Consider the following 25,243-nt stretch of genomic DNA (forward strand, 5'->3'; position numbering starts at 1 on the left):
AGTACGTATTCCGTTCTGCAAATAACCATATCGTACTTCTTATCTGCAAAGGAGAACAGAACTATGAAATTGCAAAAGAATGACAAGCTTCTTTTTATCGGGGATTCCATTACGGATTGCGGACGTGCACATCCTGTCGGGGAAGGAAGCTCGGGGCTTGGTCATGGGTTTGTGGGCCAGGTTAATGCACTGTTACGTTCGATTTATCCTGAATTGTTGCTTCGTGTACAGAATGTGGGTAATAGCGGGAATACCGTCCGTGATTTGAAGCAGCGCTGGGAACGAGACGTGCTCGAATTGAAGCCCGATTGGCTGACAGTGATGATCGGTATTAACGATGTATGGCGTCAGTTTGATCATCCGCTGGCAGATTCACATGTGTTTCTGGAAGAATACGAGACAACACTCAGGGAACTGGTCGCATCTGTTCGCCCTAATCTAAAAGGGCTTGTGCTGATGACTCCGTATTATCTTGAAGCGAACCCGGAAGATCCGATGCGGGCCACGATGGATATCTATGGTGAGGCTGTTCGCAGAGTGGCGTCTGAATATGATGCTCTGTTTGTAGATACACAGGCAGCATTCGAGCCGCTGTGGGAACATTTTTATACATCCGTACTTACACATGACAGAGTACACCCGGATGCAGCAGGTCACATGGTACTAAGCAAGGCTTTCCTGGATGCGATTGGCTTTGAGTGGTCCGGGAAACCAAAATCCTGAGGAGGAACGAGGATATGAGTAATGTAACTGTAGTTGTGGATACGCCGGCACAATTGGGAGAAGGACCAAGCTGGGATGCAGAAAATAACCGTTTGTTATGGGTAGATATTGAAGGTTTTAAAATACACGCATACAATCCGCTCACAGGTGAGGATCGAGCCTATGACGTGGGTGAGCATGTCGGAGCAGTCGTTCCCTATCGCGGAGATGAGGTCATCGCTGCTCTTCGCAGCGGATTCTATACATACCATCTGCTCACGGGTGAACGGGAGGCCATTGCAGACCCGGAGCAGGACAAATCAACGAATCGATTCAACGATGGAAAATGCGATGCTTATGGCCGTTTCTGGGCTGGCACGATGAGTCTGAACAATGAGGAAAAGGCTGGATCACTCTATTGTCTGGAAGAAGGGAAGACCGTACGGACCATGGTGCAGCACGTATCTACATCCAATGGTCTCGGCTGGAGCCCGGATCGCAAGTTCATGTATTACATTGATACGCCGACACGTTCCGTTGACCGTTTTGATTTTGATCTGGCTTCCGGCACGATCTCCAATCGGACCAGCGTCGTCTCGGTTCCGGAAGACATGGGATTCCCGGACGGGATGACTGTAGATGCTGAAGGCATGCTGTGGGTTGCACATTGGGGCGGCGGGAGAGTTACCCGCTGGAATCCCGATACATCGGAACTGCTGCAGCAGATAGACGTGCCAGCAGATCAGGTAACGTCCTGCTGTTTTGGCGGGCCTGACCTCGAAGATCTGTATATTACTACCGCACGGATCGGAATCAAGGAAGAACGATTACAGGAAACGCCGCTAGCAGGCTCATTATTTGTGGTGAAGCCTGGCGTAAAAGGGCAGGAAACACATGTCTATGGACGGAAAGCGTAAGCAAAGTGTACCGACAAAATATGAATGGATCAGAGATGCTGTGAGAACAGCATCTTTTTCTTTGAGCTCATTTCCCCTTGTTTTGTCGTGCACGCCTGGTATGTCATCTCTGTTAGAACTATCGCTAGAAAACTTTTTAAAAAAAGAGTTTTCAAACAAAGGAAAAAAACGTTTTCCATCGAATGTTAATTATTGAAGTAATAATACATTTTATGGTTTTTGAATGAGTGATTTTGTAAGCGCTTAACCATAAATGAAGGGAGGTGGATTTTCCTTATAAGAAGCAGCTGTGATTTCGTCTGAAACGCCATCATCAGCAGGATGAGACAGCGGGGATAGACCGGGTTGCCTGAAACGTTCAAACAGGAAAGGGAGGTATATTGAGATGAGATCATGGATGAGCAAGCTGCGAATGATAAGTTTGAGTGCAGCGATTGTGGCGGCTTCACTGGGCGGCATGGGGATGGCTGGAACTTCCGCGGCAGCGCCGAGTGAAGCTTATGAATGGAAAAACGTTGTCACTGGCGGAGGCGGAGGTTTTATTCCAGGTATCATTTTTAATGAGTCCGAGAAGGATTTAATCTACGCACGAACAGATATCGGAGGGGCCTATCGCTGGAATCCGGCAGACAGCAGCTGGACTCCGCTGACGGATTTTGTAGGATGGGATGACTGGAACAATAACGGAGTAGACGCACTTGCCTCCGACCCTGTCGATCCCGACCGGGTGTATATGGCGGTAGGAACGTATACCAACTCATGGGTGAAGGATAACGGTTATATTTTTCGTTCCACAGACCGGGGAGATACGTGGGAAAAAACAGAGCTGCCCTTCAAGGTAGGCGGCAACATGCCTGGACGTTCCATGGGAGAGCGTCTGGCCATTGATCCGAACGATCACCGGATTTTATACTTTGGAGCTCGCAGCGGTAACGGACTATGGAAAAGTACGGATTATGGAGTAACCTGGAGTAAAGTCACCAGTTTTCCGAATCCAGGTAATTATGTTGAAAACCCAGCCAACGAGTATACGAGTGACATTATAGGCTTGGCCTGGATCACCTTTGATGAAACGAGCGGCACCGCCGGACAGGCATCCCAGACGATTTATGTCGGGGTGGCGGACAAAAGTGAAAGCATATACCGCAGTACAGACGGTGGTTTGACTTGGGATGCGGTTTCTGGGCAGCCGACAGGTTACCTGCCTCATCATGGGAAAATGGATGTCGATGGAAGTTTGTATATTACTTACAGCAACGGTGCTGGACCCTATGACGGAACGAAGGGGGATGTCTGGAAGCTGAACACAGCGACAGGCGTATGGAAGAATATTAGCCCCGTACCGAGCAGCAGTTCAGATAACTACTATGGTTACGGGGGGTTGGCCATTGACGCACAGGAACCTGGTACAATAATGGTTGCCACACTGAATTCCTGGTGGCCGGATGCCATTCTGTTCCGAAGTAAAGACGGTGGAGACACCTGGACACGTATATGGGATTTTGAAGGATATCCTGATCGCAAATTCAGATATACGCAGGATATTTCGGCAGCCCCTTGGTTAACGTTTGGTGTGAATCCTGCGCCGCCTGAGATCACACCGAAACTGGGCTGGATGATTGACGCGCTGGAGATTGACCCCTTTGATTCCGATCGTTTGATGTATGGAACGGGGGCCACCATCTACGGAACAAACAATCTTACGGATTGGGATGCAGATAAGAAGATTAACCTCTCCGTTATGGCTAAAGGCATTGAAGAAACCAACGTCATGGATCTGATCAGCCCACCAAGCGGAGCGAATCTGCTGAGTGCTCTGGGTGACGTTGCCGGGTTCCGTCATGACGATCTGACCAAAGCTCCGGAAACGATGTTCACGAATCCAAACTATCCTTCAACGGAGAGCATTGACTTTGCGGAATTGAATCCAAACACGATGGTACGTGTGGGTAAAGCAGATTACACCGTTGATCCCAACGCGAAGTCTATTGGCTTATCCAGTGATGGAGGAAAAACGTGGTACAAAGCAAGCGCAGAGCCGTCAGGCACTGCCGGAGGCGGAACCGTTGCCATCTCGGCGACAGGCAGCCGTCTGGTCTGGAGCACATCGGATCGCGGGGTATTCCACTCTGATGGTGGTAATTCATGGACAGCAAGTACAGGTATACCAGCAGGGGCTAAAGTGATTTCCGACCGGGTCAACCCGAACAAGTTCTATGGCTTCGCAGCAGGGAAAATTTACGTTAGTGTTAATGGCGGAGCGTCGTTCAGCATATCTCCGGCTGCCGGGCTTCCAGTCTCAGGAAATTCGGATCTTGATGCTGTACCGGGGGTAGAAGGTGAACTGTGGTTTGCAGGAGGAGATGAAGAAGAAGGGCCTTATGGCTTGTGGCATTCGACTGATTCGGGAGCCACATTCACGAAGCTTGCCAATGTAGAGGAAGCTGACAGCATCGGTTTTGGTAAGGCAGCACCTGGGCAGAGTGTTGTCGCCTTGTATACGGTGGCACAAATCGATGGAACCCGTGGATTTTTCCGCTCGGATGACGGTGGAGCAAGCTGGGTACGGATCAATGATGACCAGCACCAATATGCTCGAGTAACGACGATTACAGGAGACCCACGTATTTATGGCAGAGTGTATCTGGGTACAAATGGACGCGGAATCTTGTATGCAGATCCGGTTAACGGCAATGGCGGTACACCGACGATACCGAATTCTACCATTACCCCTGTAACGGCACAGTTTGATTTGAATACGGAGCATCAGGCCGACGTTCCAGTGACGTTAACACTCAATGGCAACACCCTGACATCCATTCGTAACGGGAATACGGTACTTGCTTCCGGTACGGACTATACTGTGACAGGCAATCAGGTTGTATTAAATAAAACCTATCTAGCCTCACTGCCAAAAGGAGCTGCCGTGTTCACATTCCAATTCAGCGCAGGCAGCCCTGCAGTGCTGAACCTGACGGTTAAAGATACAACGGTGGTTGTGCCGGATGGAACCATCCGTATCGAAATGTACAACGGAACAACATCCGCATCCAGCAGCTCTATTAATCCCAAGTTCAGATTGACCAATACAGGTACGGATCCACTGAATCTGTCGGATGTGAAGATTCGGTATTATTACACGATAGATGGCAGTCAGCCTCAACAGTTTTTCTGTGACTGGGCAGCTGTCGGTAACGACAATATTATCGGTACATTTCGTTCATTAAGCCCCGGTCTTCCTGGAGCCGATCATATGCTTGAGATTGGATTCAAGACCTCGGCTGGAACACTGAACCCGGGACAGAACACGGAAATACAGACTCGTTTTTCCAAAGAGAACTGGACGAGCTATACTCAAACGGATGATTATTCCTTCGCGGATTCCCTCACATCCTATGCGGACTGGTCCAAAGTAACCGGATATGTTGCGGATCAGCTTCAATGGGGTATGGAGCCGTAACGTCAGGCTCCAGGTTTTTGATGAACTTATTGCAGTAGAAAAGATTAAGAGGTCTCAAGACGCCGGAATAGGAAGCGGCGTTTTGGGACTTCTTGTTTTGTCGAATTATAGTGTAAACTATGGGGAGTTACTATTGCTTAAACATAGGATTTAAGATATAACAAGATGTACGATTATTTTAATACTAATGTAACCGCTAACAAGGGCAGACTTCATTTACAGACATATAAAGGGTGAGACTGTAGAGAAATAGAGTGATAGATGAGACAGGGGGGTCGCGATCATGAACCGGCTGTGCAAGGTGCTGATTGTTGACGATGAATTTCTGGTTAGACAGGGTATCAAACACCACATGAACTGGGAAGCTGAAGGATTTAATATTGTAGGAGAAGCGTCCAATGGTGAAGAGGGTTTGCAGCAGGTGGAGCTGTTAAAACCGGATATTGTCATAACTGACATCGTGATGCCGGTTATGGATGGTGAAACATTCGTCCGCACACTCAAGGCAGGTTATCCGCATATTGAGGTCATCGTACTGAGCAGCTTCAGTGAATTCGAGTATGTTCGATCCACACTGCAGCACGGGGCCGCGGATTATATTCTCAAACCTAAACTGGACACTAATGAACTGCTGGAAGTATTGAGACGTACCGCCGGCAAAATACCTGAGCTCAAGTACGAGCCTTCACATGAAGGCTGGCGGCTTGGGCAGCTGATGGAGAAGATGCTGTCCGGATTCACGCTGGACGAAGACGAGGAAATGCCAACCATTCGGGAAAGCTTCCCGTTAGGCGCTTTTCGTTTACTTGCCTTCCAGCCCGCTGACCGCAGTATGAAAAATCAGGATCATGAACAGATTGAAACTGAGGTTCGAAAGCGGATGCCTGAGATTGAATGTGCCGTTTTACCTGGCGAAAGCCGTTTACCTGTTATGCTGCTGAATGTTAGTCCTGAGCAGGATGAAAATATGGTTGAGCAAATCAGAGCGTGGGCTGGTGAAGTGGGAGCTGGGCAGCATGGTCCGGTATGGGTGCTTAGCGAAAAATTTAATTCATTTGAAAAGATGGGTGAGGTTTACCGCGAGCGCCTGATTAAATTAATGGAATTTTGCTTCTATTATACGAAGCGTTCCATTCTGATTGATGGTGAACTTCCACCGATGCATCCTGCAGGATACCAATTCAATGTCAATATGTTTTTGCAGCATGTGAAACGTAACCGGGTGGAGGCAGCCAGAGAGTATCTGCATGATCATGCAGCATCACTGGGGAAAGACTACGTTGCGGATGTATTTGAGATCAAGTCGTTTCTGGGCAACCTGATCTTCAATGTTACGATTACGCTGGCGGATATGGATGTTCAATCTTCTGGATTGGAAGAAAGCAAATATACGTATTTCAAAAATGTCGACAGTGCTTCAAGTCTGAATGAAGTTATGCAGGTGCTGGATCAATTTATGAATGAGGTTCAGGAGTGTGTCACGGGTGCAGGAGGCAGGCGAAGTGATCCGAATATGAAGATGCTGCTGGATTACATGCATGAACACTATGATCAGCCTCTAGGACTATCCGAAGTGGCCAAGCATTTCCATTTTAATCCGTCGTATTTGTCCAGCTATTTCTCATCCCATAAAAAAGAAGGCTTTAATGAATATCTAAACAAGATTCGTATTGAAAAAGCGGAAGAACTGCTGCGATCCGATGATGTTACGATATCAGAAATCAGCAGTATGGTCGGGTATTCTGATCACAGTTACTTCTGTAAGGTGTTTAAAAAATTCACAGGATTATCACCCAGCCGTTACCGGCGTAAATTCTGGGCATAAGATCTATCAAGTTGAGCAGCCAAGAGTGTATGGATAGAAGCATAAAGAAATGGATGAGATTATTTCATGAAAAAGTGGATCAATAACGGCTTGTCTCGTCTCGGATTATTTCCCAAGCTGATTTTGGTTATGGTCGTCAGTATTGTTCTGGTATCTGTACTCATATTATGGACAACGATTCATATGTCTACCAACCTGTTTACGGAAACCTTCAGTATTACAAACTCGAAGGTGCTCAGCCAGATCAAGACTAATTTTGATGCATTTAACGACTCGATCGCCGCAGTAACCAACAACGTAGCTCAAAGTGGTGCGATCCGCACTTTTTTGTCGGAGGGGGACGGAGACTCCGTCGCTTTGTCCAAATCATACTATAATATGCGGGAAACGATGAAACGTGTTCAAACCATCATTGACTTTTACGAGGTAGGTATTACGATAGCGGGTGTGAATGGGCGAAGTTTCTCGACCAATCCCTCTTACATTCAGAAGACGGGTGAGGAATTGAAGCAGGAACCTATTACGAAAGCCGCGGTCCAGTCACCGAGCCGGCTGATCTTTGATGACTACTACAGTCAGACCAAGGAAGGCAAACTGCAGATGATATCTGCGACCAAGGCCTTAACGGATCGAACAAGAAGCCGGATCTATGGCATGGTTTATATTACGATGAGAGAAGAGGCTTTCCGTCAGTTCTACGCTAATTTTACAAGCCGAGGCAATGATGTCGTCGTCATGAACGAACAAGGAGAGATCGTATCCTCTAACCGGGAAGACTGGATGGGTACGATCCAACCGGAACTGTTATCTTACGCGGAGAAGATTAAGGAAACCGCACCCAAAAACATCACGGCACGGGTAATGGGTCAGGAAAGCATTATATTATCGGAGTATCTGCCATTCTACCGATTCTATCTGGTGAACATCGTTGATAAAGAATCTGCAATGGAACAGCTTATCGATCTGAAAACGGTCGCCTTAATCTGTGCAGCGATTGTGTTTGGGGCCCTGCTGCTGGTATTCCTGATTACAAGTCAGATGACCAAATCACTGCGCAGACTGGTCAAACAGATGTCGAACATTACAAAGTCTGATCTTGACAACTACATTCCGGTCAGCGGAAGTTATGAAAGCAGGCAGCTTGGCCATGCTTACAACTACATGCTCGATGAGCTGCACGATTACGTGGATCAACTCGTGCAGACGCAGCGGGAACAGCGTAATGCGGAACTTGCAGCACTGCAGAGCCAGATTAATCCTCATTTCCTGTATAACACACTGGCCTCTGTCAAAGTTCTCGTACAGCAGGGCAATAAAGATCGGGCTGCCGAGACCATTAATGCGCTGATTGGGCTGCTGCAAAATACGATTAGTGATGTCAGGGAAACGGTGACGGTGGAGCAGGAGATTGAGAATCTGAAAAACTATGTCTTCATTAATCATGTACGTTATGGCGGACGAATTAAAGCGGCCTTTTACGTGGCTCCAGACTGCACACATTATCATGTTCCCAAGCTGGTGATCCAGCCATTTATCGAAAATGCCTTTTTCCATGGATTTATTAAAAAGGAAACCGGTACGATCCATGTCATGGTGTCCCGTGCAGGGGAATCGTTAATTTGTGAGATTATGGATAACGGGGATGGCATTGAAGGTTTGAATACGGGAGGAACGCTGCCCAATCCCCAAAATAATCGGCAGCTGTTCAGCGGCATAGGGATTCGGAATGTACATGATCGAATCGAGCTTTTGTACGGATCACCATATGGTGTGACGATTACGAGCACGGTTGGTGAGGGTACAAGAGTCACCGTAACGCTGCCGTTGATTACAGGTTAAACAAGAAATATTCGTCGCATGATATTGAACCCCTCATTCCTGATGTTTGGAAATGAGGGGTTTTTCGGTTGCAAACGTATAAGCAGCCTGCATAGTTGTGAAATATTCAGCTCAAAATAGTACAAAATCAAAAGATATTACAAAAAGCCAAATTTAGTGCAACCGTTTTCTGTAAAGGTTTTCATTGTGGCAATAAGAAGACAAATCTGCACAAAATTTTTACTAACGAATGGAGAAATGGGAATGATAAGATGAATACATCGAAAGCAACCGCTTTCAGAAAACGCAAACAAATTTACAAACAAAGAGGTCGAAGGGGAGTTGAATGTTTTGAAAAAAATATGGGTATTGATGCTCGCAACCGTACTGCTGCTGTCCGCATGTTCATCCGGCGGTGGAGGTAAAGAAGCTGCCAGCGGTGGTAGCGAGAAAGCCAACGAAATTACAATTTGGGCTTGGGATAAAGCATTTAACGTCGCTGCTCTGGAGCAAGCTAAAGCCATTTATCAAAAAGAAAACCCTGATCTGAAAATCAACATCATTGAAAATGCTCAAGATGCGATCATTCAGAAGCTGAACACAGGCTTGAACTCCGGAACAAGCAGCGGTCTGCCAAACGTAGTTCTGATCGAAGACTACCGTGCACAAAGCTTCCTGAGCGCTTATCCAGATGCGTTCAAAGATTTGTCTTCCACAATCAAAGCATCCGACTTTGCAGAGTATAAAATTGGACCCACTTCTTATGAAGGTAAACAATACGGTATTCCGTTTGACTCCGGCGTAGCTGGTTTGTACTACAGAACAGACTTGCTTGAGGAAGCAGGCTACAAAGCTGCTGACCTGCAGGACATCACGTGGGATGATTACATCAAAATCGGTGAAGCTGTAAAAGCAAAAACAGGTAAAGAGCTTTTGTCTCTTGACCCGAACGACCTGGGTATCATCCGTATGATGATTCAAACTGCAGGTAAATGGTACACAGCTGAAGATGGTAAAACACCTGATCTGAACAACAACCCTGCATTGAAAGAAGCGTTTGAAACATACAAAAAAATGATGGATGCTAACATTGTTAAACTGCACTCCGACTGGAGCCAATTCGTTGCAAACGCGAATAATGGTGCGGTAGCAACAATTCCTACAGGTAACTGGTTCTCACCATCCGTTCGTCAAGAAGCTTCCCAATCCGGTAAATGGGCTGTAGCTCCAATGCCGAAATTGGCTGGTCAAGCAAACTCTGTACACGCATCCAACTTGGGCGGCAGCTCATGGTACATCATGAACGATGTTCCTGGTGCAGACCAAGCGGCTGACTTCATGGCTAAAACGTTTGGTTCCGACAAAGAGTTGTATCAAGAATTGTTGACTAAAATCGGTGCAATCGGTACGTACACACCGGCTGTTGACGGTGATGCATACAACAAACCAGACGAGTTCTTCGGTGGTCAAAAAATCTTCGCTGATTTCGCTAACTGGACAAAAGAAATTCCAAAAGTAAACTATGGCAGCAACACTTATGCAATCGAAGATATCTTGGTTGTTGAAATGCAGGCATACCTGAACGGTAAATCCATCGATGACGTTCTGAATGATGCACAAAAACAAGCTGAGGCACAATTAAACTAATCCCAAGGTAACTTATAGAACCTAGGAAACATCGGAGCCGTCTCCCTTGTCTGGCGCAAGTCGAGCTGGACATGGCGAGAGGCTCTGTAGGTTCTACCCTTGTTGCATGGAGAGAGAGGAGCCATACTGTGAAAGCCATAAATACAGGAGACAGTCTCCAAAAGAAAAATAATTTGACTGGATGGGCTTTTGTTTTGCTGGCTGTTGTCGGAATTGTAGCATTCTACTTCTATCCGATGATTCAAGCGCTGCTCTTATCATTCAAGTCAGGCAAAGGTGCCAACCTTGAGTTTTCGGGCCTCGCGAACTACAAAAGATTGCTCGTGGATACCACATTCCGGACGGCTTTATCGAACACATTCATTTACTTAATCATTCAAGTACCTTTAATGATCATTCTCGGTTTGTTCATTTCCGTATTGCTGAATGACAGCACACTGCGTTTCCGGAGCTTTTTCCGTACTGCAATTTTCCTGCCTTGTGTAACTTCACTTGTTGCTTACTCGGTTGTATTCAAGTATTTGTTTGCACCGGATGGTATGGTAAACCAGGCTTTGATGGGTTTACACATTATCGGCACACCCATTCAATGGATTACTGACCCGTTCTGGGCTAAAATTACGATCATAATCGCCGTTACTTGGCGTTGGACCGGATATAACATGATTTTCTATCTGTCATCCTTGCAAAACATCGACCAATCGATCTATGAAGCAGCGAAGATTGACGGAGCGAATGCGTTCACTCAATTTTTCAAAATCACTGTACCATTGCTTAAACCGATCATTCTCTTCACGTCCATTACATCAACGATTGGTACACTGCAAATCTTTGATGAAATTATGAATATTACCAAAGGTGGTCCAGGTAACGCGACCATGTCGATTTCTCAATATATCTACAACCTTTCGTTTAAATATTCACCGGACTTCGGTTATGCAGCAACCGTTTCGTATTCCATCGTAATTCTGATCATTATTTTGTCCATCATCCAGTTCAAAGTGGCAGGTGATAATAAAAATGGCTAAATCAAGAGCAAAACGCATTTTCACATATGTTTTCCTGTCCATCGTCGCTTTTATTTCCATCTTCCCGTTTTTCTGGATGATCGTCAGCGCTACAAACAAATCGGTAGACGTAACTAGAGGCACTTTGCTGCCGGGCTCTGCTTTGATCGAAAACATCAACAAACTGCTCGACACCACGAATCTGATTCAGGCACTGGGCAATTCAGCGATTATCTCCATCGTGTCAACCATTCTTGCTCTGTTGATTGGTTCCATGGCAGGTTACGGGTTTGAAGTATTTCGGACAAAATCCCGCGACGTCGTGTTTAACATCCTGCTCATGTCGATGATGATTCCGTTTGCAGCGATTATGATTCCGCTTTATCGAATGTTTGCAACCATTTCCAGTGCAGCGCCGGCAATCGGTATTAATACGATGGCTTCGGTTATTATCCCGACCATCACAACAGCGTTCCTGATCTTCTTCTTCCGTCAGAACACCAAAATGTTCCCGAAAGACTTGCTGGAAGCAGGACGTATTGACGGTCTGAGCGAACTGGGAATTTTCTTGAAAATCTATATGCCTACGATGAAAACAACATACGCGGCAGCAGCGATCATTACATTCATGAGCAGCTGGAACAACTATCTATGGCCGCTCATCGTATTGCAAACGCCGGATCAGCAGACGATTCCGCTGTTGATCTCCAACCTGGGCGCAGGTTATGCTCCGGATTACGGCGTGATCATGACCGCAGTTGTTATTGCAACACTTCCAACAGCATTGGTGTTCTTCATTATGCAGAAACACTTTGTTGCAGGTATGGTTGGTTCCGTAAAATAAGCATAATTGCATATCACGTCCAACTGGACGAATGCAGGAAAGAAGGGAGGACGCCTGTACAGGCGTACCTCTATCTTTTTTGTATAGATGCAGATTAAACACTAAGCATTGCTTCAATGAATTCGCAGCGAAAACTCATAACGAAATTCGTACTATAGAGGGAGAGAGAGCCGATGAAAGCAGCAAAGGCAGATATCAACTGGTTAGGTGACGTAAGTGTATTTGAGGTAAACCGTCTTCATGCCTATTCCGATCACCGCTATTATCAAACGATGGAAGAGGCTGTGGCTTCTGCTGAGATGGCACTTCGTTACGATCTGAATGGAACATGGAAGTTCAACTATTCAATTCGTCCGGACTGCCGTCCTGAACTATTTTATACGTCCGAGTACTCCAGCGAAGGCTGGGATGATATCGAAGTACCGGGACATATCCAGCTGCAGGGTTACGGACAGATTCAATATGTAAATACGCAGTATCCGTGGGATGGATTGAATGAACTTCGTCCGCCGGCTCTGCCGCAGGATAAAAACGCGGTAGGCAGCTACATTCGCACATTCCATCTGCCTAAAGGCTGGGAAGCGAATCCGGTATACATTTCGTTCCAAGGTGTGGAATCCGCATTTTATGTATGGCTCAACGGGCAGTTCGTAGGTTACGGGGAAGACAGCTTCACACCATCTGACTTTGACCTGTCACCGTTCCTGCAGGATGGAGAGAACAAACTGGCGGTTGAAGTTTACCAACGAAGCACAGGCAGCTGGTTGGAGGATCAGGACTTCTGGCGTTTCTCCGGTATCTTCAGAGATGTTTATCTGTATACAGTACCAGCCGCTCACATTCGTGATGTTCATGTCCGTACCGATTTGGATGCTTCATATACGAATGGTACATTGGAACTCGATCTGAAACTGGAAGGAAGAGCGGCAGCAGGTGCGCGGATCGAAGCGGAGCTTCGAGACAAAGAAGGCAGTGTGGTGAAAACCTTTGGCCCTAATGAAGTGGGCAATGGTCTGGTGCAGATTCGTGAAGAAATCGGTAAAGTAAACCTTTGGAGCGCAGAGATTCCGTATCTGTATCGTTTATACATCCGTGTATATGATGCAGCAGGCAGCCTTGTGGAAGTTGTTCCTCAAGCCGTTGGTTTCCGCAAATTCGAAATGATCGACAAAGTGATGCACATTAATGGCAAGCGTATTGTATTTAAAGGCGTAAACCGTCATGAGTTCAACCCGCGTCGCGGTCGTGCGATCACGAAGGAAGACATGCTGTGGGATGTGCGTACGATCAAACAAAACAATATGAATGCGGTTCGTACATCACATTATCCGAACCAGAGCTTGTGGTACGAACTGTGCGACGAGTACGGACTTTATGTGATTGATGAGATGAACCTGGAAACCCACGGTTCCTGGCAAAAGCTTGGCGCAGTTGAGCCTTCATGGGTAATCCCTGGCGATAAGCCGGAATGGCATGACATCGTGATGGATCGTGCAGTTTCAATGGTGGAGCGTGACAAAAACCATCCGTCCATTCTGATCTGGTCCTGCGGCAACGAATCCCATGGTGGTGAAGTAATCTATAAAGTGTCACAATATTTCAAAAAGGCAGATCCAACACGTATGGTTCATTACGAAGGTGTGTTCCACGACCGCCGTTTCAATGATACAAGTGACATGGAATCCCGGATGTATGCAAAACCGGCTGACATCGAAGAGTTCCTGAACGATAACCCGACCAAACCATATATTAGCTGTGAATATATGCATGCGATGGGCAATTCCATTGGCGGTATGCATAAATACACGGAACTGGAAGACAAGTACCCGATGTATCAAGGTGGCTTCATCTGGGATTACATCGACCAATCGATCTATAAAAAGGATCGTTACGGTAAAGAATACCTGGCTTATGGCGGGGACTTTGGGGATCGTCCATCAGACTATTCGTTCTGCGGCAACGGTATTGTACATGCAGATCGTAAAGTGACAGCTAAAATGCAGGAGGTTAAGTTCCTGTATCAGAACATTAAACTGTTCCCAAGCCGTGACGGCGTTAAAATTGTGAACCAGAATCTGTTCGCAGATACTTCCGCGTATGAACTGGTGTACAGCCTGGAACGTGAGGGACATGAAGTATTGCACGGCACACTGGATGTAAATGTCCCTGCGGAAAGTGAAACTGTAGTAGAGCTTCCTTTAAATGCAAACGCCCTGAAGTCCGGCGAATACGCTGTAAACGTGGCGTTTGTGCTGAAAGAAGCAGCGCTGTGGGCCGACAAAGGTGACGAAGTAGCGTTTGGGCAGTTTATTTTCACGCAGGAAGGAAGTCAGGGAGCTGTTGCAGCGGATAAAAACGTTGTGGGCGATATTCAGGTGGTTGAAGGTGACGTGAACATCGGTGTCCGCGTTGGTCAAACCCATGCGTTGTTCTCCAAGCAGTTCGGAACATTGGTTTCCCTGAAGTTCTCTGGACGTGAGACAATTGCCGTCCCGCCAGCACCTCTGTTCTGGCGTGCGGCGACAGACAATGATAAAGGTACAGCGATGGGCTTTGAACTTGGCGCATGGTATGCTGCCAGCCTGATGCCGCGCTGCGTAGAGTGGAAACATGAACAGAAGCCAGATCAATACCGGATCGAGTTCACATATAAACTGAATATCTCGTCCGACGTACAGGTGAAAGTAACCTATACGGTGCTTGCCGATGGAAGTGTACATGTGCACAACACATACAAAGGCACAGAAGGCCTGCCGAACCTGCCAATCCACGCGCTTTCCTTCAGAACGTCTCCGGATTATGAGAACGTAGAATGGCTGGCGATGGGACCGGAGGAAAACTATTCGGACCGTGCATTTGGCGCCCGTCTGGGCATCCATGGCAGTAAGGTTGCAGATACCATGGCTCCATATCTTGTACCGCAGGAGTCGGGTAACCGCACAGGTGTACGCTGGGCTAAGCTGACTGATAATGCAGGACGCGGTTTCAAAATCGAAGCTTCCGGTACACCGGTAGAGTTGAATGTATCCCCATATACAGCGTTCGAACTGGAGAATGCTCAGCATGTGTATGAGTTACCACCAGTACATTACACGGTTGTTACGGTAGCCGGTAAACAAATGGGTGTTGGCGGTGACGACAGCTGGGGCGCTCCGGTGCATCCGGAATATCAAATTCCTTCCAATGGTGAGCTGAACTTTGAATTCGTTATTCGTTCACTGTAAGCAGAAAGCTTAAATGGCTGGAACAACAGGTGCTGATGCCATTGGTGTCATTGCAGCGGTAACTTGACTTGAAGCTTCATTATTATAAACAGAGGTTCCCTTGGATAGGGGCCTCTGTTTTTTGTTTAGCATACAAGAGTAGTCTCATTAACGAGCCCTGAGATTTCCCTTGTTGAAACCGTTCTCGCTCCATTCACGTAGAGTACTGGACAAAGAGACTGAGGAGGGGACAGGATGAGCAGAAAAGCAAAAACAGGGGTATGGGTGACGGTGCTGGCTGTTCTAGGCATCATTGTTGGATCATTTATCTGGTATTTTAATACGGCTTCCGGTGAGCGCGCACTTAAAACGATGAGATCGAATAATGCTGGCGGGTTGGAACGTGTAGTGAAGGTGTACAGCAATTCGGGTGAGCTGATTCAGACCTACGAGGGCAAGATTGATGTAGAGGATACAGAGTATGGCAACAAAGTATTGTTTGACTTAAACGGCAAACGTGTTGTGATCTATAATGCAACGATTGTGACGGAAGAGAAGTGAAGATGAGCATCCGAACTGCATACAGCAGCCAAGTTTGGAAGACATCCGTCTGCATGTATGGTAAAGTCTAGAAAAAAAGAAGAATGGGGTGATACAAATGCTGATGCTCGTTTTTCTCGCTATATTAGGTATGGTTGCTTTTTATAGCGTGATTGCTTATGTCTTGATTCGTATCATTTCAAAAAAAGCATTTAAAGTGACGTTAACCAAATTAGAGATTATGGAAATCATAACTTGGCTTACTTTGATATTTATCATCTTCCAAGGCATTCGATGGGGATCATCTTCTACGATCTTACCGTCTGTATTGCTGATCGCACCATTAATCAATATGCGCATTTCGAATCGAAAACAAAGAGAACGCATTAAACAAGAATCTTGAATGGTCGAGACAAGGAGGGTGCGCTTTGATTCTGGACAAAACAACCGATACGTCAGGGCTGACCCAAGCTGCTGAGCTAGTCGATGAGTTGCAGATTGTATTTGACAAAGCCGCTGAAAAGTATGCTTCATGTGATATTGAACTGTACTTTGTATTCCGCTGCCTGCCTGATGAATATGGACGTAAATCCACCGTCAGGCACGTAAAGGCGGAAGGGGTAATCTACTTCGATCTGACGGTCAGTGAAGACCGTTATAAGACATGGAGCGTAAGCAAACAGCGATATGCATTAAGCCATGCGTTTTATACATTTCTATGTGAAAAGATAAAGAAGTATGAGATTGATGGTCTGGATACCGATGGATTTATTGCTGATATGGGGATGTGGCTTAAAGAGATTGGGTGGCTGCAGACGGAAGAGCAAGCAGAGCTGGGAGGATTTGAAGAGAAGTATACGGATGTGAAATGAAATACAACACGAAAAGAGCTCTCTTTTGAGAGCTTCTTTTTAGAATAGATCAAAAGATATTTCTATAATCGAAAGACATTTTTCATTGTGTAGCCGGACTTATTCTAGGACTATTCATAAGTCTCATTCTTGCTACTTCAACAGCGCTCATTGAGTTTAAATGCATAAATCTACTATTTTCTTTGATAAACAATAAAATAGTTTTATACAATTACATAAAGAGTACATAAAGAGTTTAGGGGGAAATATGGATAGCTTGAGTGATGTATTTGGGGCTGGGATCGGTATATTATGTCTCTTGGCAATGTTTTTTTTAGCTTTTATGTTCCTTTATATGGCGGTTATGAATATTGTTGATAAGTTTAAACCGACTAGTAAATTAATGAGTTGTGAATCATGCGGAAAAACGATTTCAACAAGTGCTTATGTATGTCCGCACTGCGGGCAGCATTATGGTACTTCTAGTGCATTTGATTCTATTCTCGTTTGCCTTTTTTGCGGATTACTCTTTTTATTTCTAGGATTACACGTGGTAAGTTTAATGCTTGAAGAGTATGGATATAATTTGCTTGATATCATAAAAGGATGGTTTAATTGATTGGAACCTCCAACACGAATGCTTGATAAGACCAATTTGCACTCAATAACGAAATTCACCTTTGTTTTAGATCAAATAACCGAATGGAAGATATTTTTTTCAGCATTCCTACAACAAAAGTAGACCCTCTTTCGAGGGTCTACTTTTCATGGGAGAGGAGAAACCGGACGAAGAGCTTATGGGGAAACGTAAGTCTTCTCCGCGGTTGTCTACGACACTTGTGATGTCGATAATTATAGAATGGCCCAAGGGTTTCCTTTTTATACATATCCGTCAACAATTTTTTGTATAGGCAGAAGCAGTGTTTTTCAAACCGAACCGGAGTATGGTAGGATAGCTTTATCAATAATCTTACATAGAGAGAAAAGGTGACACATTCGTGAGAGTGGTATCTGGAAGTGCGAAGGGCAGGCCGCTGAAGGCTGTTCCCGGCACAGGTACGCGACCGACTACCGATAAGGTGAAGGAAGCGTTGTTTAGTATGATTGGCCCTTATTTCGAGGGCGGGGCAGCATTGGATCTGTTTGCAGGTAGTGGAGGTCTCGGCATCGAGGCGCTGAGCCGCGGCATGGACAAGGCTGTTTTTGTTGATCTGGAACCGAAAAGTATTGAAGTGATCCGCGCGAATCTGAAAGCAGCGAAGCTGGAGGATCGGGCGGCCGTATATCGTAACGATGCAGGTCGTGCGCTCAAAGCGCTGGCCAAGCGGAACACAACGTTTGATCTGGTGTTTCTTGATCCTCCTTATCGAATGAAAGATGGGCATGAGTTAATGTTAACGATGCACGAACTGGAACTGCTTGCACAGGGTGCAGTCATCGTGCTGGAATACGAATCGAAACACGAATACCCTGAGCGGTTCGGCCCATTTGAACAAACGCGCAAAGCCGTGTATGGGGAGACCGCTGTATCCATTTACGATTATGTACCTGGTGCAGAAGAGAATGAAGAAAACAGCATCACAGAAGGGGAGGCTCCTCATGACTGAAATGATTCAGCGGCAGGAACGCATTGCCGTATATCCAGGAAGCTTTGATCCTGTAACGATGGGGCATCTTGACATTATTGCGAGAGCGTCCAAGCAGTTTGACCGTGTTATCGTTGCTGTTTTGAATAATATGAGTAAAAATCCGCTGTTTACGGTAGAGGAACGCAAGGACCTCATCCTTACGGTAACCCGCCATCTGCCAAATGTAGAGGTGGACAGTTTCCGTGATCTGACTGCTAATTATGTGCGGCAAAAGGAAGCGCAGGTTATCGTCCGCGGCATCCGCTCCGTAACGGATTTTGAGTATGAGCTGCAGCTGGCTTCCACCAACAGCAAGCTGAATCCGGACGCGGAAACGATTTTTATGATGACGAATCCGAAGTACTCCTATCTCAGTTCCAGTATTGTCAAAGAGATTGCTAACTATGAAGGTGTTGTAACGGATCTGGTATCCCCTGAAGTCGAAGCCGCGCTCCGTCAGAAAATCAGCGAGAAAAAAGGCGGTTCATCCACAAAGTAAGACCTGACAGACTAATCATCACGCCAAGCAGCACAGCAAGACCGATAACTGCCACTGGAAATATAACCCAGGTAACATGAAGTGTATTTGCTGTGTCTGGTAGATGGAGAATTGGCCGCAATAGTAAAGGGGCTGTTGGAGCAGCAGTATCAGCCGCCCATGCAGCCCAAGCTTCGGTGCTGTAATGGCTGAATGGCTTCCACAGCAGCAGGGTAAGGCAAAAGGCTGTCAATCCATGTCCTAATCGTACGATCACAAAATACAGCATGGACTGCCCTTTCGGGAGGGCCGTTTTCAATATAGAGAAAACTTGCAAATGGGAGCAGACGCCTCCCCAGCCGAGAAGGGCTGCCAGAAGCGCCATCAATATGGCGGGAGCGAGCAGCGTCTTGCTGAGGTGATATGCACCCAAGTGAAGCTCCAGTATCGACGGCCAGAATCCGGTTGAGATCCCTGGTGTAAGGTAGAGGGAGAGCAGCCGGATAAATACAGCGAATACGATCATATATCCCCCGGTTAACATCAACGTCTGTACTGCTTGGGATACGGTGTCACCCAGCAGTTTGCCAAAGCTTCGTGCATCCCGATTATGGGCCTCTCTGGCCGCATGCAGCATACGGGACCCTAGACGAACATTCGGAGATGACAGGATCGAAGAGGATGGATCATTCTCCATTTTCGAAGCTTGACTTTGGGTTTGTGAACGGACGATTTTGTTTGGTGATGTGATGTCAGACGAAAGGGATTGTTCTTTGCGTAGTGCTGGAAGCAGACGAATGGCAGCAGCGGCAGCAATCCAACCGCTGGTCCAGTGTATGATCAGCAGAAAATATCCGGCGGCTGGCTGATGAAGGAAAGCCGCTCCCACAACGAGCAGAATCATCATCGGATTGGCAAAATGAGCTGCAGCAGCAGCGATAACCGCCTGTCTGGTGGTTATTTGTTTATCCTGAATTAAGCGGGATACGGCGTCAGCGGCGGCTGGGAAACCTCCACACATGCCTACGGCAAGCGCAAATCCGGTATTGCCGGGTAATTTAAACAAGCGCCGCATTAAAGGTTCCAGCAGCACGCCGATGGCGTGGGTGAAACCAAACGCTGTCAGCATTTGGGATAACATCAGGAATGGCAGCAGGGCTGGGAAAACAATTTTCCACCAGATGTCCAGTCCTTGAATCGAGGCATCAAACGCTTCTTTTGGAGAGGCCACTACGGTAATCACGAGCAATAATGCACTGCTGCTCAGAAATATAGTTCGCAGCAGACCTGGACTTCGAACCTCGCTGGATACGGCCATGGTTTCACCTCCTATCATATAACGCCTGCACGGCATTTGAATCAAGTGGACGGCCGAATCACGTCCCATGACGGTTCGGCCTTGACCGGAAAGACAGTTGGGATGCAGCGGCCTATCCGGCCTGTACCATTGTATGCAGGGATGGCAGAGTGTTAGAATGGAAACCACATCAAACTTGAAACAAGATGAGTTAAATATTGAACCAATCGTATATCCTTTTAGAGACGGCTCGGGCCTTTTCATGTCATGGTCCTGCGCGAGCAGTGTTGAATTAGTACAGAGCCTGGATAAGCTTGTATAGAGATACAAAGAACGGAGGCTCACGGGATGAGACAGTTCCGGAAATCAGGTGCTTTCAGAGCTTCGATCTATGTAATCGCAGTAGCTCTGATCGTCTATCTTACGGTGTATATGCCAACGCCGTATATTATATATACGCCTGGCAGCGCGGATGAAGTTAAACCAATGGTTACCGTGAAGGACGGTGACAAGGATGAGAAGGGCGTATTCATGATGACAACCGTGTCGGCGACATACGCCAATTTGTTTTTGCTGGGAACCTCGTGGTTTGACAAGAATGCGCAGGTGGATAAAAAGGAAGATCGGCTGCGCGGTAAAAGCGAGGCAGAATACTCGGCAGAACAAGTCTGGTTCATGAGTGACTCGCAGTCTTCCGCCATGGAGGCAGCGTATGAGAAAGCGGGAATAGCGTATTCCATCGTACCTGAGCATATCTTTGTGTTTGGACTCTCGCAAAATCCGAAGCCGGATGGAGATATTGAACCCGGAGATATTATTCTGGGTGTGAACGGTACAGCGACACCCGATAATTCCGTACTGGCTGATCAGCTCAAAGGGAAAAAGGCTGGAGATACGGTGGAGATGCAGCTGGAGCGGGGCGGTGAGACCATCAGCCGGGATGTGACGCTGGTTCAGGTTAAAGACAGCAAGACGGGTAAAACACGACCGGGTCTGGGCGTCATGATCGGTGCGGTACAGAAGGTGAAGCCGGAAGACCCGAACAAACAGATCACATTTTCAAGCACTCAAGTGGGTGGTCCCTCTGCCGGGCTAATGTTTACGCTGGAGATTTACAATCAGCTGACTCCGGGTGACTTGACCAAAGGACATCGCATTGCCGGGACCGGTACAATAACCAAAGAGGGCGTTGTGGGCCCGATCGGCGGGGTCCAGCATAAAATTGTGGCTGCTAATCGTAAACAAGCTGAAATTTTCTTTGTACCCAAAGATAATTACAAGGAAGCTGCAGCTAAAGCAAAAGAAATCAAAACCCCAATGAAGCTTGTACCTGTAAGTACACTTGACGATGCATTGGCTTATCTCAATACCTTGTCTGTGAAGTCATAAGGCTGGATACAACAGGCAGAAGAGCGAGTCAGAGAGCAATGTTTAATAAATGTATGAAAATAATTGAATAGATAAATCCCTTGTTATGACAGCCCGATGCGCTGTGAACAAGGGATTTTTTGTGTGGCTGTTATGCAGTTAATATCGTATTTTGACATATTAATAGCTGTTCGTCATTCCCGATGAGAATCAGATTCTCACGGGCGAATCATAGTAGTCGCTGTACATAATGCGTGATATGCCGTGTGCATCATGCGGATCATGTGCGAGTGCATAGGCGGCTTGGGCCTGAATATCCAGCTCCAGTTGAGGGTGGTCAAACGTCGACGGCTTCAGCACAACGGGCAGAGAGGCCGTTTTTTTCATTTGTTTGAGCAGGCTCTGTCCTTTCGAAGTAAAGCCGAGGACACGCAGATATCCGGGACCTGGGGCCAATGCTTCAGCTGAACATTCGGTTTTGGTGTGGTTCAGCAGCAGATGGGCGAGCATGCGCTGCAGTTTGGTGCGTGTGTATCGCCGGGTTTTGAGCGCATTCAGTAGTGCTTCGATGGAAGGCTCCGGGAGCTGGGCGAGTGCGCGAATGAGCCGATGCTCCAGCCCTTCCGTAACTTCGGCGATGCGCTCCAGCTCGCCGGCACGGCGGGTAGCCGCAATGTGCAGCAGCGGCTGTGCAAAGCGCTCCCAGTGCATGGGAGCGCGCCCCTCCTGCCATTCGCGATGCAGAATGGCAAGGGTCGCCGCCGGCACGTATGGTGCCGCGGCAGCGGGCCCGTCCGCCAGAAGCAGGCGGCGGACGGCTGTGGCACTGGCGATCGCCCCCGGTCCGGGCGTCGCCTCGTGGTAGGCGGCACCGGTACGTGCCGCCGTCAAGGGCTGGATCGCGCTGCCCAGCCGCTGCAGCGCGATGAGGTAGTGCAGCCCAAGCGAATTGTTGGGCTGCTCCAGCAGTGCCGCGGCGTCGTCAGCATCGACGCCGCCGGGCGCCAGCGCTGCCGCCGCGCCTGCGTACGCGGCGGGGTAGCTGGCGCCCTCCCGCAGGCGGCGCGCGATATCCTCGCGCAGCCCTGCGGGCTCTACAGCCAGCACGCGCGCAATGCGCTGCAGGCTGTGGATGTCGCCGGACTCGCTGCCAAAGCAGAGCGAGTCCACGACCCCGGTGCGGTGCAGCAGCGATACCGCACCGAAGGCGAACCATTCTGCCGGTTGGACCGCATACGCGACCGGCAGCTCAAGCACGAGATCGGCGCCAGCATGGAGCGCCATCTCTGTGCGCGCCCTTTTACCGGCGATGGCGGGTTCGCCGCGCTGGAGAAAAGGGCCGCTCATTACAGCAACAACGGCGTCTGCTCCGCTAAGCCGCCGGGACTCATTCAGATGATGCACATGTCCGTTGTGCAGCGGATTATATTCTACAATTATGCCTACAGCTTTCATGCAGGTTTCCCCTTTCTTATTTTAAAGGCAGCAGCCTTTTTATTAGAAATATTCAGGTGCACACTTCGCTTTCGAAACTTCTGTCCATCTGTTTTTCTTGTATGTAAAGACATTTTTCAAAATGTAGGGCAGCACTTAGTCTATTCGACGTATTGTCCAATTCTCTTTCATCATAGAGGAGAGCTTGAATTAGAGCAAATGATGAAAAAAAGGTACAGACAGCATCTGCAGATGCTGTCTGTACCTTAAGTCAAAAGAATTATTCATGCGAAACTGAATCTCCCGAGGAATTGCGAAGCACATCCATCAGCACTCCTTGAAGGAACCAGCTGACATCCATGTCTGGTGGATTATACACAACGAATCATATGCAGTAAGTACATATCAACTGATGAGCCAAAGAGAGCGATCACATTCAATCGGATTCTTTACCATATGCACTTAAGCGGTTTTCCACACTTTTACATTATTTCGTACTCAAACATTCTCGGCAGCAGGAGACAGGCTTGCCTTTGGCCCGAAAAATTCATAATGAATGCGATCGGATGCGGCGCCAATGGACAGAAGTTCTGCATAGACGGAACGCATAAATGCTGCAGAGCCGCATAGATAATAGTTGGCATCCGGTTCTTGAATGACCTGACGAAGCCATGCCGCATCCATATATCCCTGTCTGTAAACAAACTCGTTTTGCAGGTCCGCATCACTCGGAGCTGTGTAACAAAAGTGAACCATCAGATGGGTGTGCTCTTGAGCCAGGCGGTTTACATGATCTCGAAAAGCATGGGCCTGCCCGTTCGGACTGGCATGCAAAAATGTAACCGGGCGCTGATCCCCAGACTCCGTCAATGCATTCAGCATGCTGATCATTGGCGTTAGGCCCACACCGCCGCTCACGAGAACAATTGGACGTTGATCTTCCATATCCAGCGTGAAATCACCCGCCGGAGCAGAAAGTTCGACTAGACTGCCTTCGGTTATGTGATCATGAAGATAATTAGAGATCACCCCGTCAGGACGATCGGGAGCACCCGATTCACGTTTGACGGATATGCGGTAATATGGTTTGCCCGGTGCATCGGATAGGGTATACTGACGAATCTGGGTGAATTGCTGTCCTGGAACCTGCATTCTGATACTGATATATTGTCCAGGTTGGTAAGAAGAAATGGATTTGCCATCTTCAGGCAGCAGATAAAATGAAGTGATGACTTCGCTTTCCTGCACTTTCTTTGCAACCTGGAACAATCGGAAGCCATCCCATCCGCCGGTTTGATTGGCGGCTTCGCTGTACATTTCCTGCTCAATGCCTATAAAAGCATCTGCAATTACCTGGTAGGCATCGCCCCATGCAGTCAAAATTTCTTCTGTTGCGGCATCACCAAGCACATCTTTGATAGCTTGAAGCAGATAAGTTCCAACAATTCTATACTGTTCAGGCACTATGCCCAGACTGCGGTGTTTATGAGCAACCTGACGAACGGCCGGCAAGATGGCCCCGAGGTTATCGATGTGCATGGCTGCGGTATAAACCATGTTTGCCAGTGCCGCCTGCTGTCGACCCTGTTTCTGATTAGCATGGTTAAAAATGTTCAGCAGCTCCGGGTGAGCTGTAAACATCGTTTGATAGAAATGGCGTGTAATGGCCTCACCATGAACTTCAAGTACAGGTACAGTGGATTTGATAACGTCAATCGTTTGTTGGCTTAACATATAAATTCCCTCCCGATCATAGTTATGATAGCGCCTGCAGGGTCTTGTGAAAATCATCCTCAAAATGCTTCTTTATGCTGGGGATTCTCTGCTATAAAGCAAGTATAGGCACGCGCTAATACGGCCTGTGTGACATAGATCACACCATTCGTTAACGATTGGTGACTGATGCAGATATGGGAAAAAGCATAGAATTCAGATAGGAGAGATGACTTGTAGTTATGCTGCAGCAGGTCTATAATAGATCAGATGTGACGGCTTCATCGGATTTTCTATTTTCCTGATAGGGTGTAAAGTTAAAAGTGTTGACAAACCTCTTGAAAAATCGGTATAATGATTTTTGTTTGTTAAGTCAATTTCATAATATCTTTTGCGTGTGACAGTCAGAGTACATACAGTCAGGAATGAACGCACATATTAGGATCGTCTTGAACTGTATACTGCCGCCATTCGTTAGACAACTATTTATGAAATTGGTTTCGTTTGGAGT

General features: G+C 47.3%; 19 protein-coding genes. 16 read left to right on the forward strand and 3 right to left on the reverse strand.

Annotation, left to right across the window (positions count from 1 at the left end; genetic code table 11):
• Nucleotides 1-63: 63 nt before the first annotated feature.
• The 15 genes from MKY97_RS10670 (at nucleotide 64) to coaD (ending at nucleotide 18,941) form a co-directional block, all read left to right on the forward strand.
• Nucleotides 64-723: an SGNH/GDSL hydrolase family protein gene (locus MKY97_RS10670; protein WP_342555410.1), complete on the forward strand. Its 660-nt coding sequence runs from the start codon at nucleotides 64-66 to the stop codon at nucleotides 721-723.
• Nucleotides 724-737: 14 nt separating this feature from the next.
• Nucleotides 738-1,619 (forward strand): SMP-30/gluconolactonase/LRE family protein, encoded by an 882-nt coding sequence (locus MKY97_RS10675; protein ID WP_342555411.1) that lies wholly within the window; start codon nucleotides 738-740, stop codon nucleotides 1,617-1,619.
• 385 nt (nucleotides 1,620-2,004) lie between these two features.
• Nucleotides 2,005-5,079, forward strand: coding sequence for a X2-like carbohydrate binding domain-containing protein (locus MKY97_RS10680; protein ID WP_342555412.1), 3,075 nt, complete (start codon nucleotides 2,005-2,007; stop codon nucleotides 5,077-5,079).
• Between the two features lie 283 nt (nucleotides 5,080-5,362).
• Entirely contained in the window at nucleotides 5,363-6,904 is a 1,542-nt protein-coding gene (locus MKY97_RS10685; RefSeq protein WP_342555413.1) for a response regulator transcription factor, read from the forward strand.
• Nucleotides 6,905-6,970: 66 nt separating this feature from the next.
• Nucleotides 6,971-8,743: a sensor histidine kinase gene (locus MKY97_RS10690; protein ID WP_342555414.1), complete on the forward strand. Its 1,773-nt coding sequence runs from the start codon at nucleotides 6,971-6,973 to the stop codon at nucleotides 8,741-8,743.
• A gap of 330 nt (nucleotides 8,744-9,073) precedes the next feature.
• Nucleotides 9,074-10,369, forward strand: coding sequence for an extracellular solute-binding protein (locus MKY97_RS10695; RefSeq protein ID WP_342555415.1), 1,296 nt, complete (start codon nucleotides 9,074-9,076; stop codon nucleotides 10,367-10,369).
• Between the two features lie 128 nt (nucleotides 10,370-10,497).
• Nucleotides 10,498-11,397, forward strand: a complete 900-nt coding sequence (locus MKY97_RS10700; protein WP_123064406.1) for a sugar ABC transporter permease — start codon at nucleotides 10,498-10,500, stop codon at nucleotides 11,395-11,397.
• Nucleotides 11,390-12,220 (forward strand): carbohydrate ABC transporter permease, encoded by an 831-nt coding sequence (locus MKY97_RS10705; protein ID WP_342555416.1) that lies wholly within the window; start codon nucleotides 11,390-11,392, stop codon nucleotides 12,218-12,220. The genes MKY97_RS10700 and MKY97_RS10705 overlap by 8 nt, the downstream gene beginning before the upstream one ends.
• Before the next feature lie 173 nt (nucleotides 12,221-12,393).
• A complete protein-coding gene (locus tag MKY97_RS10710) occupies nucleotides 12,394-15,444 on the forward strand; it encodes a glycoside hydrolase family 2 TIM barrel-domain containing protein (RefSeq protein ID WP_342555417.1) in 3,051 nt (1,016 codons plus the stop codon).
• A 234-nt stretch (nucleotides 15,445-15,678) separates the two neighbouring features.
• Complete coding sequence (locus tag MKY97_RS10715) at nucleotides 15,679-15,984, forward strand: hypothetical protein (protein WP_342555418.1); 306 nt, start codon at nucleotides 15,679-15,681, stop codon at nucleotides 15,982-15,984.
• 97 nt (nucleotides 15,985-16,081) lie between these two features.
• Complete coding sequence (locus MKY97_RS10720; RefSeq protein ID WP_342555419.1) at nucleotides 16,082-16,366, forward strand: hypothetical protein; 285 nt, start codon at nucleotides 16,082-16,084, stop codon at nucleotides 16,364-16,366.
• Nucleotides 16,367-16,391: 25 nt separating this feature from the next.
• On the forward strand, nucleotides 16,392-16,835 hold the full coding sequence (locus MKY97_RS10725; RefSeq protein ID WP_342555420.1) for a hypothetical protein: 444 nt from the start codon (nucleotides 16,392-16,394) through the stop codon (nucleotides 16,833-16,835).
• Between the two features lie 247 nt (nucleotides 16,836-17,082).
• Complete coding sequence (locus tag MKY97_RS10730) at nucleotides 17,083-17,433, forward strand: hypothetical protein (RefSeq protein ID WP_342555421.1); 351 nt, start codon at nucleotides 17,083-17,085, stop codon at nucleotides 17,431-17,433.
• Between the two features lie 379 nt (nucleotides 17,434-17,812).
• Nucleotides 17,813-18,421, forward strand: coding sequence for a 16S rRNA (guanine(966)-N(2))-methyltransferase RsmD (gene rsmD / locus MKY97_RS10735; RefSeq protein WP_342555422.1), 609 nt, complete (start codon nucleotides 17,813-17,815; stop codon nucleotides 18,419-18,421).
• A 1-nt stretch (nucleotide 18,422) separates the two neighbouring features.
• Nucleotides 18,423-18,941 carry a pantetheine-phosphate adenylyltransferase gene (gene coaD / locus MKY97_RS10740; RefSeq protein WP_342556298.1) on the forward strand — a complete coding sequence of 173 codons (519 nt, stop codon included), beginning with the start codon at nucleotides 18,423-18,425 and terminating at the stop codon, nucleotides 18,939-18,941.
• Here coaD and MKY97_RS10745 read toward each other — a convergent pair.
• Nucleotides 18,907-20,238: a nucleoside recognition domain-containing protein gene (locus MKY97_RS10745; RefSeq protein ID WP_342555423.1), complete on the reverse strand. Its 1,332-nt coding sequence runs from the start codon at nucleotides 20,236-20,238 to the stop codon at nucleotides 18,907-18,909. The two genes, coaD and MKY97_RS10745, sit on opposite strands and share 35 nt — an antisense overlap.
• A 327-nt stretch (nucleotides 20,239-20,565) precedes the next feature.
• Here MKY97_RS10745 and MKY97_RS10750 point away from each other — a divergent pair, with 327 nt between their 5' ends.
• Complete coding sequence (locus MKY97_RS10750; protein ID WP_342555424.1) at nucleotides 20,566-21,606, forward strand: SepM family pheromone-processing serine protease; 1,041 nt, start codon at nucleotides 20,566-20,568, stop codon at nucleotides 21,604-21,606.
• A 189-nt stretch (nucleotides 21,607-21,795) separates the two neighbouring features.
• Here MKY97_RS10750 and MKY97_RS10755 read toward each other — a convergent pair whose 3' ends face one another.
• Both MKY97_RS10755 and hmpA read right to left on the reverse strand, forming a co-directional pair.
• Nucleotides 21,796-23,040 (reverse strand): nucleotidyltransferase, encoded by a 1,245-nt coding sequence (locus tag MKY97_RS10755; protein WP_342555425.1) that lies wholly within the window; start codon nucleotides 23,038-23,040, stop codon nucleotides 21,796-21,798.
• 477 nt (nucleotides 23,041-23,517) lie between these two features.
• On the reverse strand, nucleotides 23,518-24,753 hold the full coding sequence (gene hmpA / locus MKY97_RS10760; RefSeq protein ID WP_342555426.1) for an NO-inducible flavohemoprotein: 1,236 nt from the start codon (nucleotides 24,751-24,753) through the stop codon (nucleotides 23,518-23,520).
• Between the last annotated feature and the right edge of the window lie 490 nt (nucleotides 24,754-25,243).

Origin of the sequence: Paenibacillus sp. FSL R7-0652, assembly GCF_038595045.1 — a bacterium.
Classification (GTDB): Bacteria; Bacillota; Bacilli; order Paenibacillales; family Paenibacillaceae; genus Paenibacillus.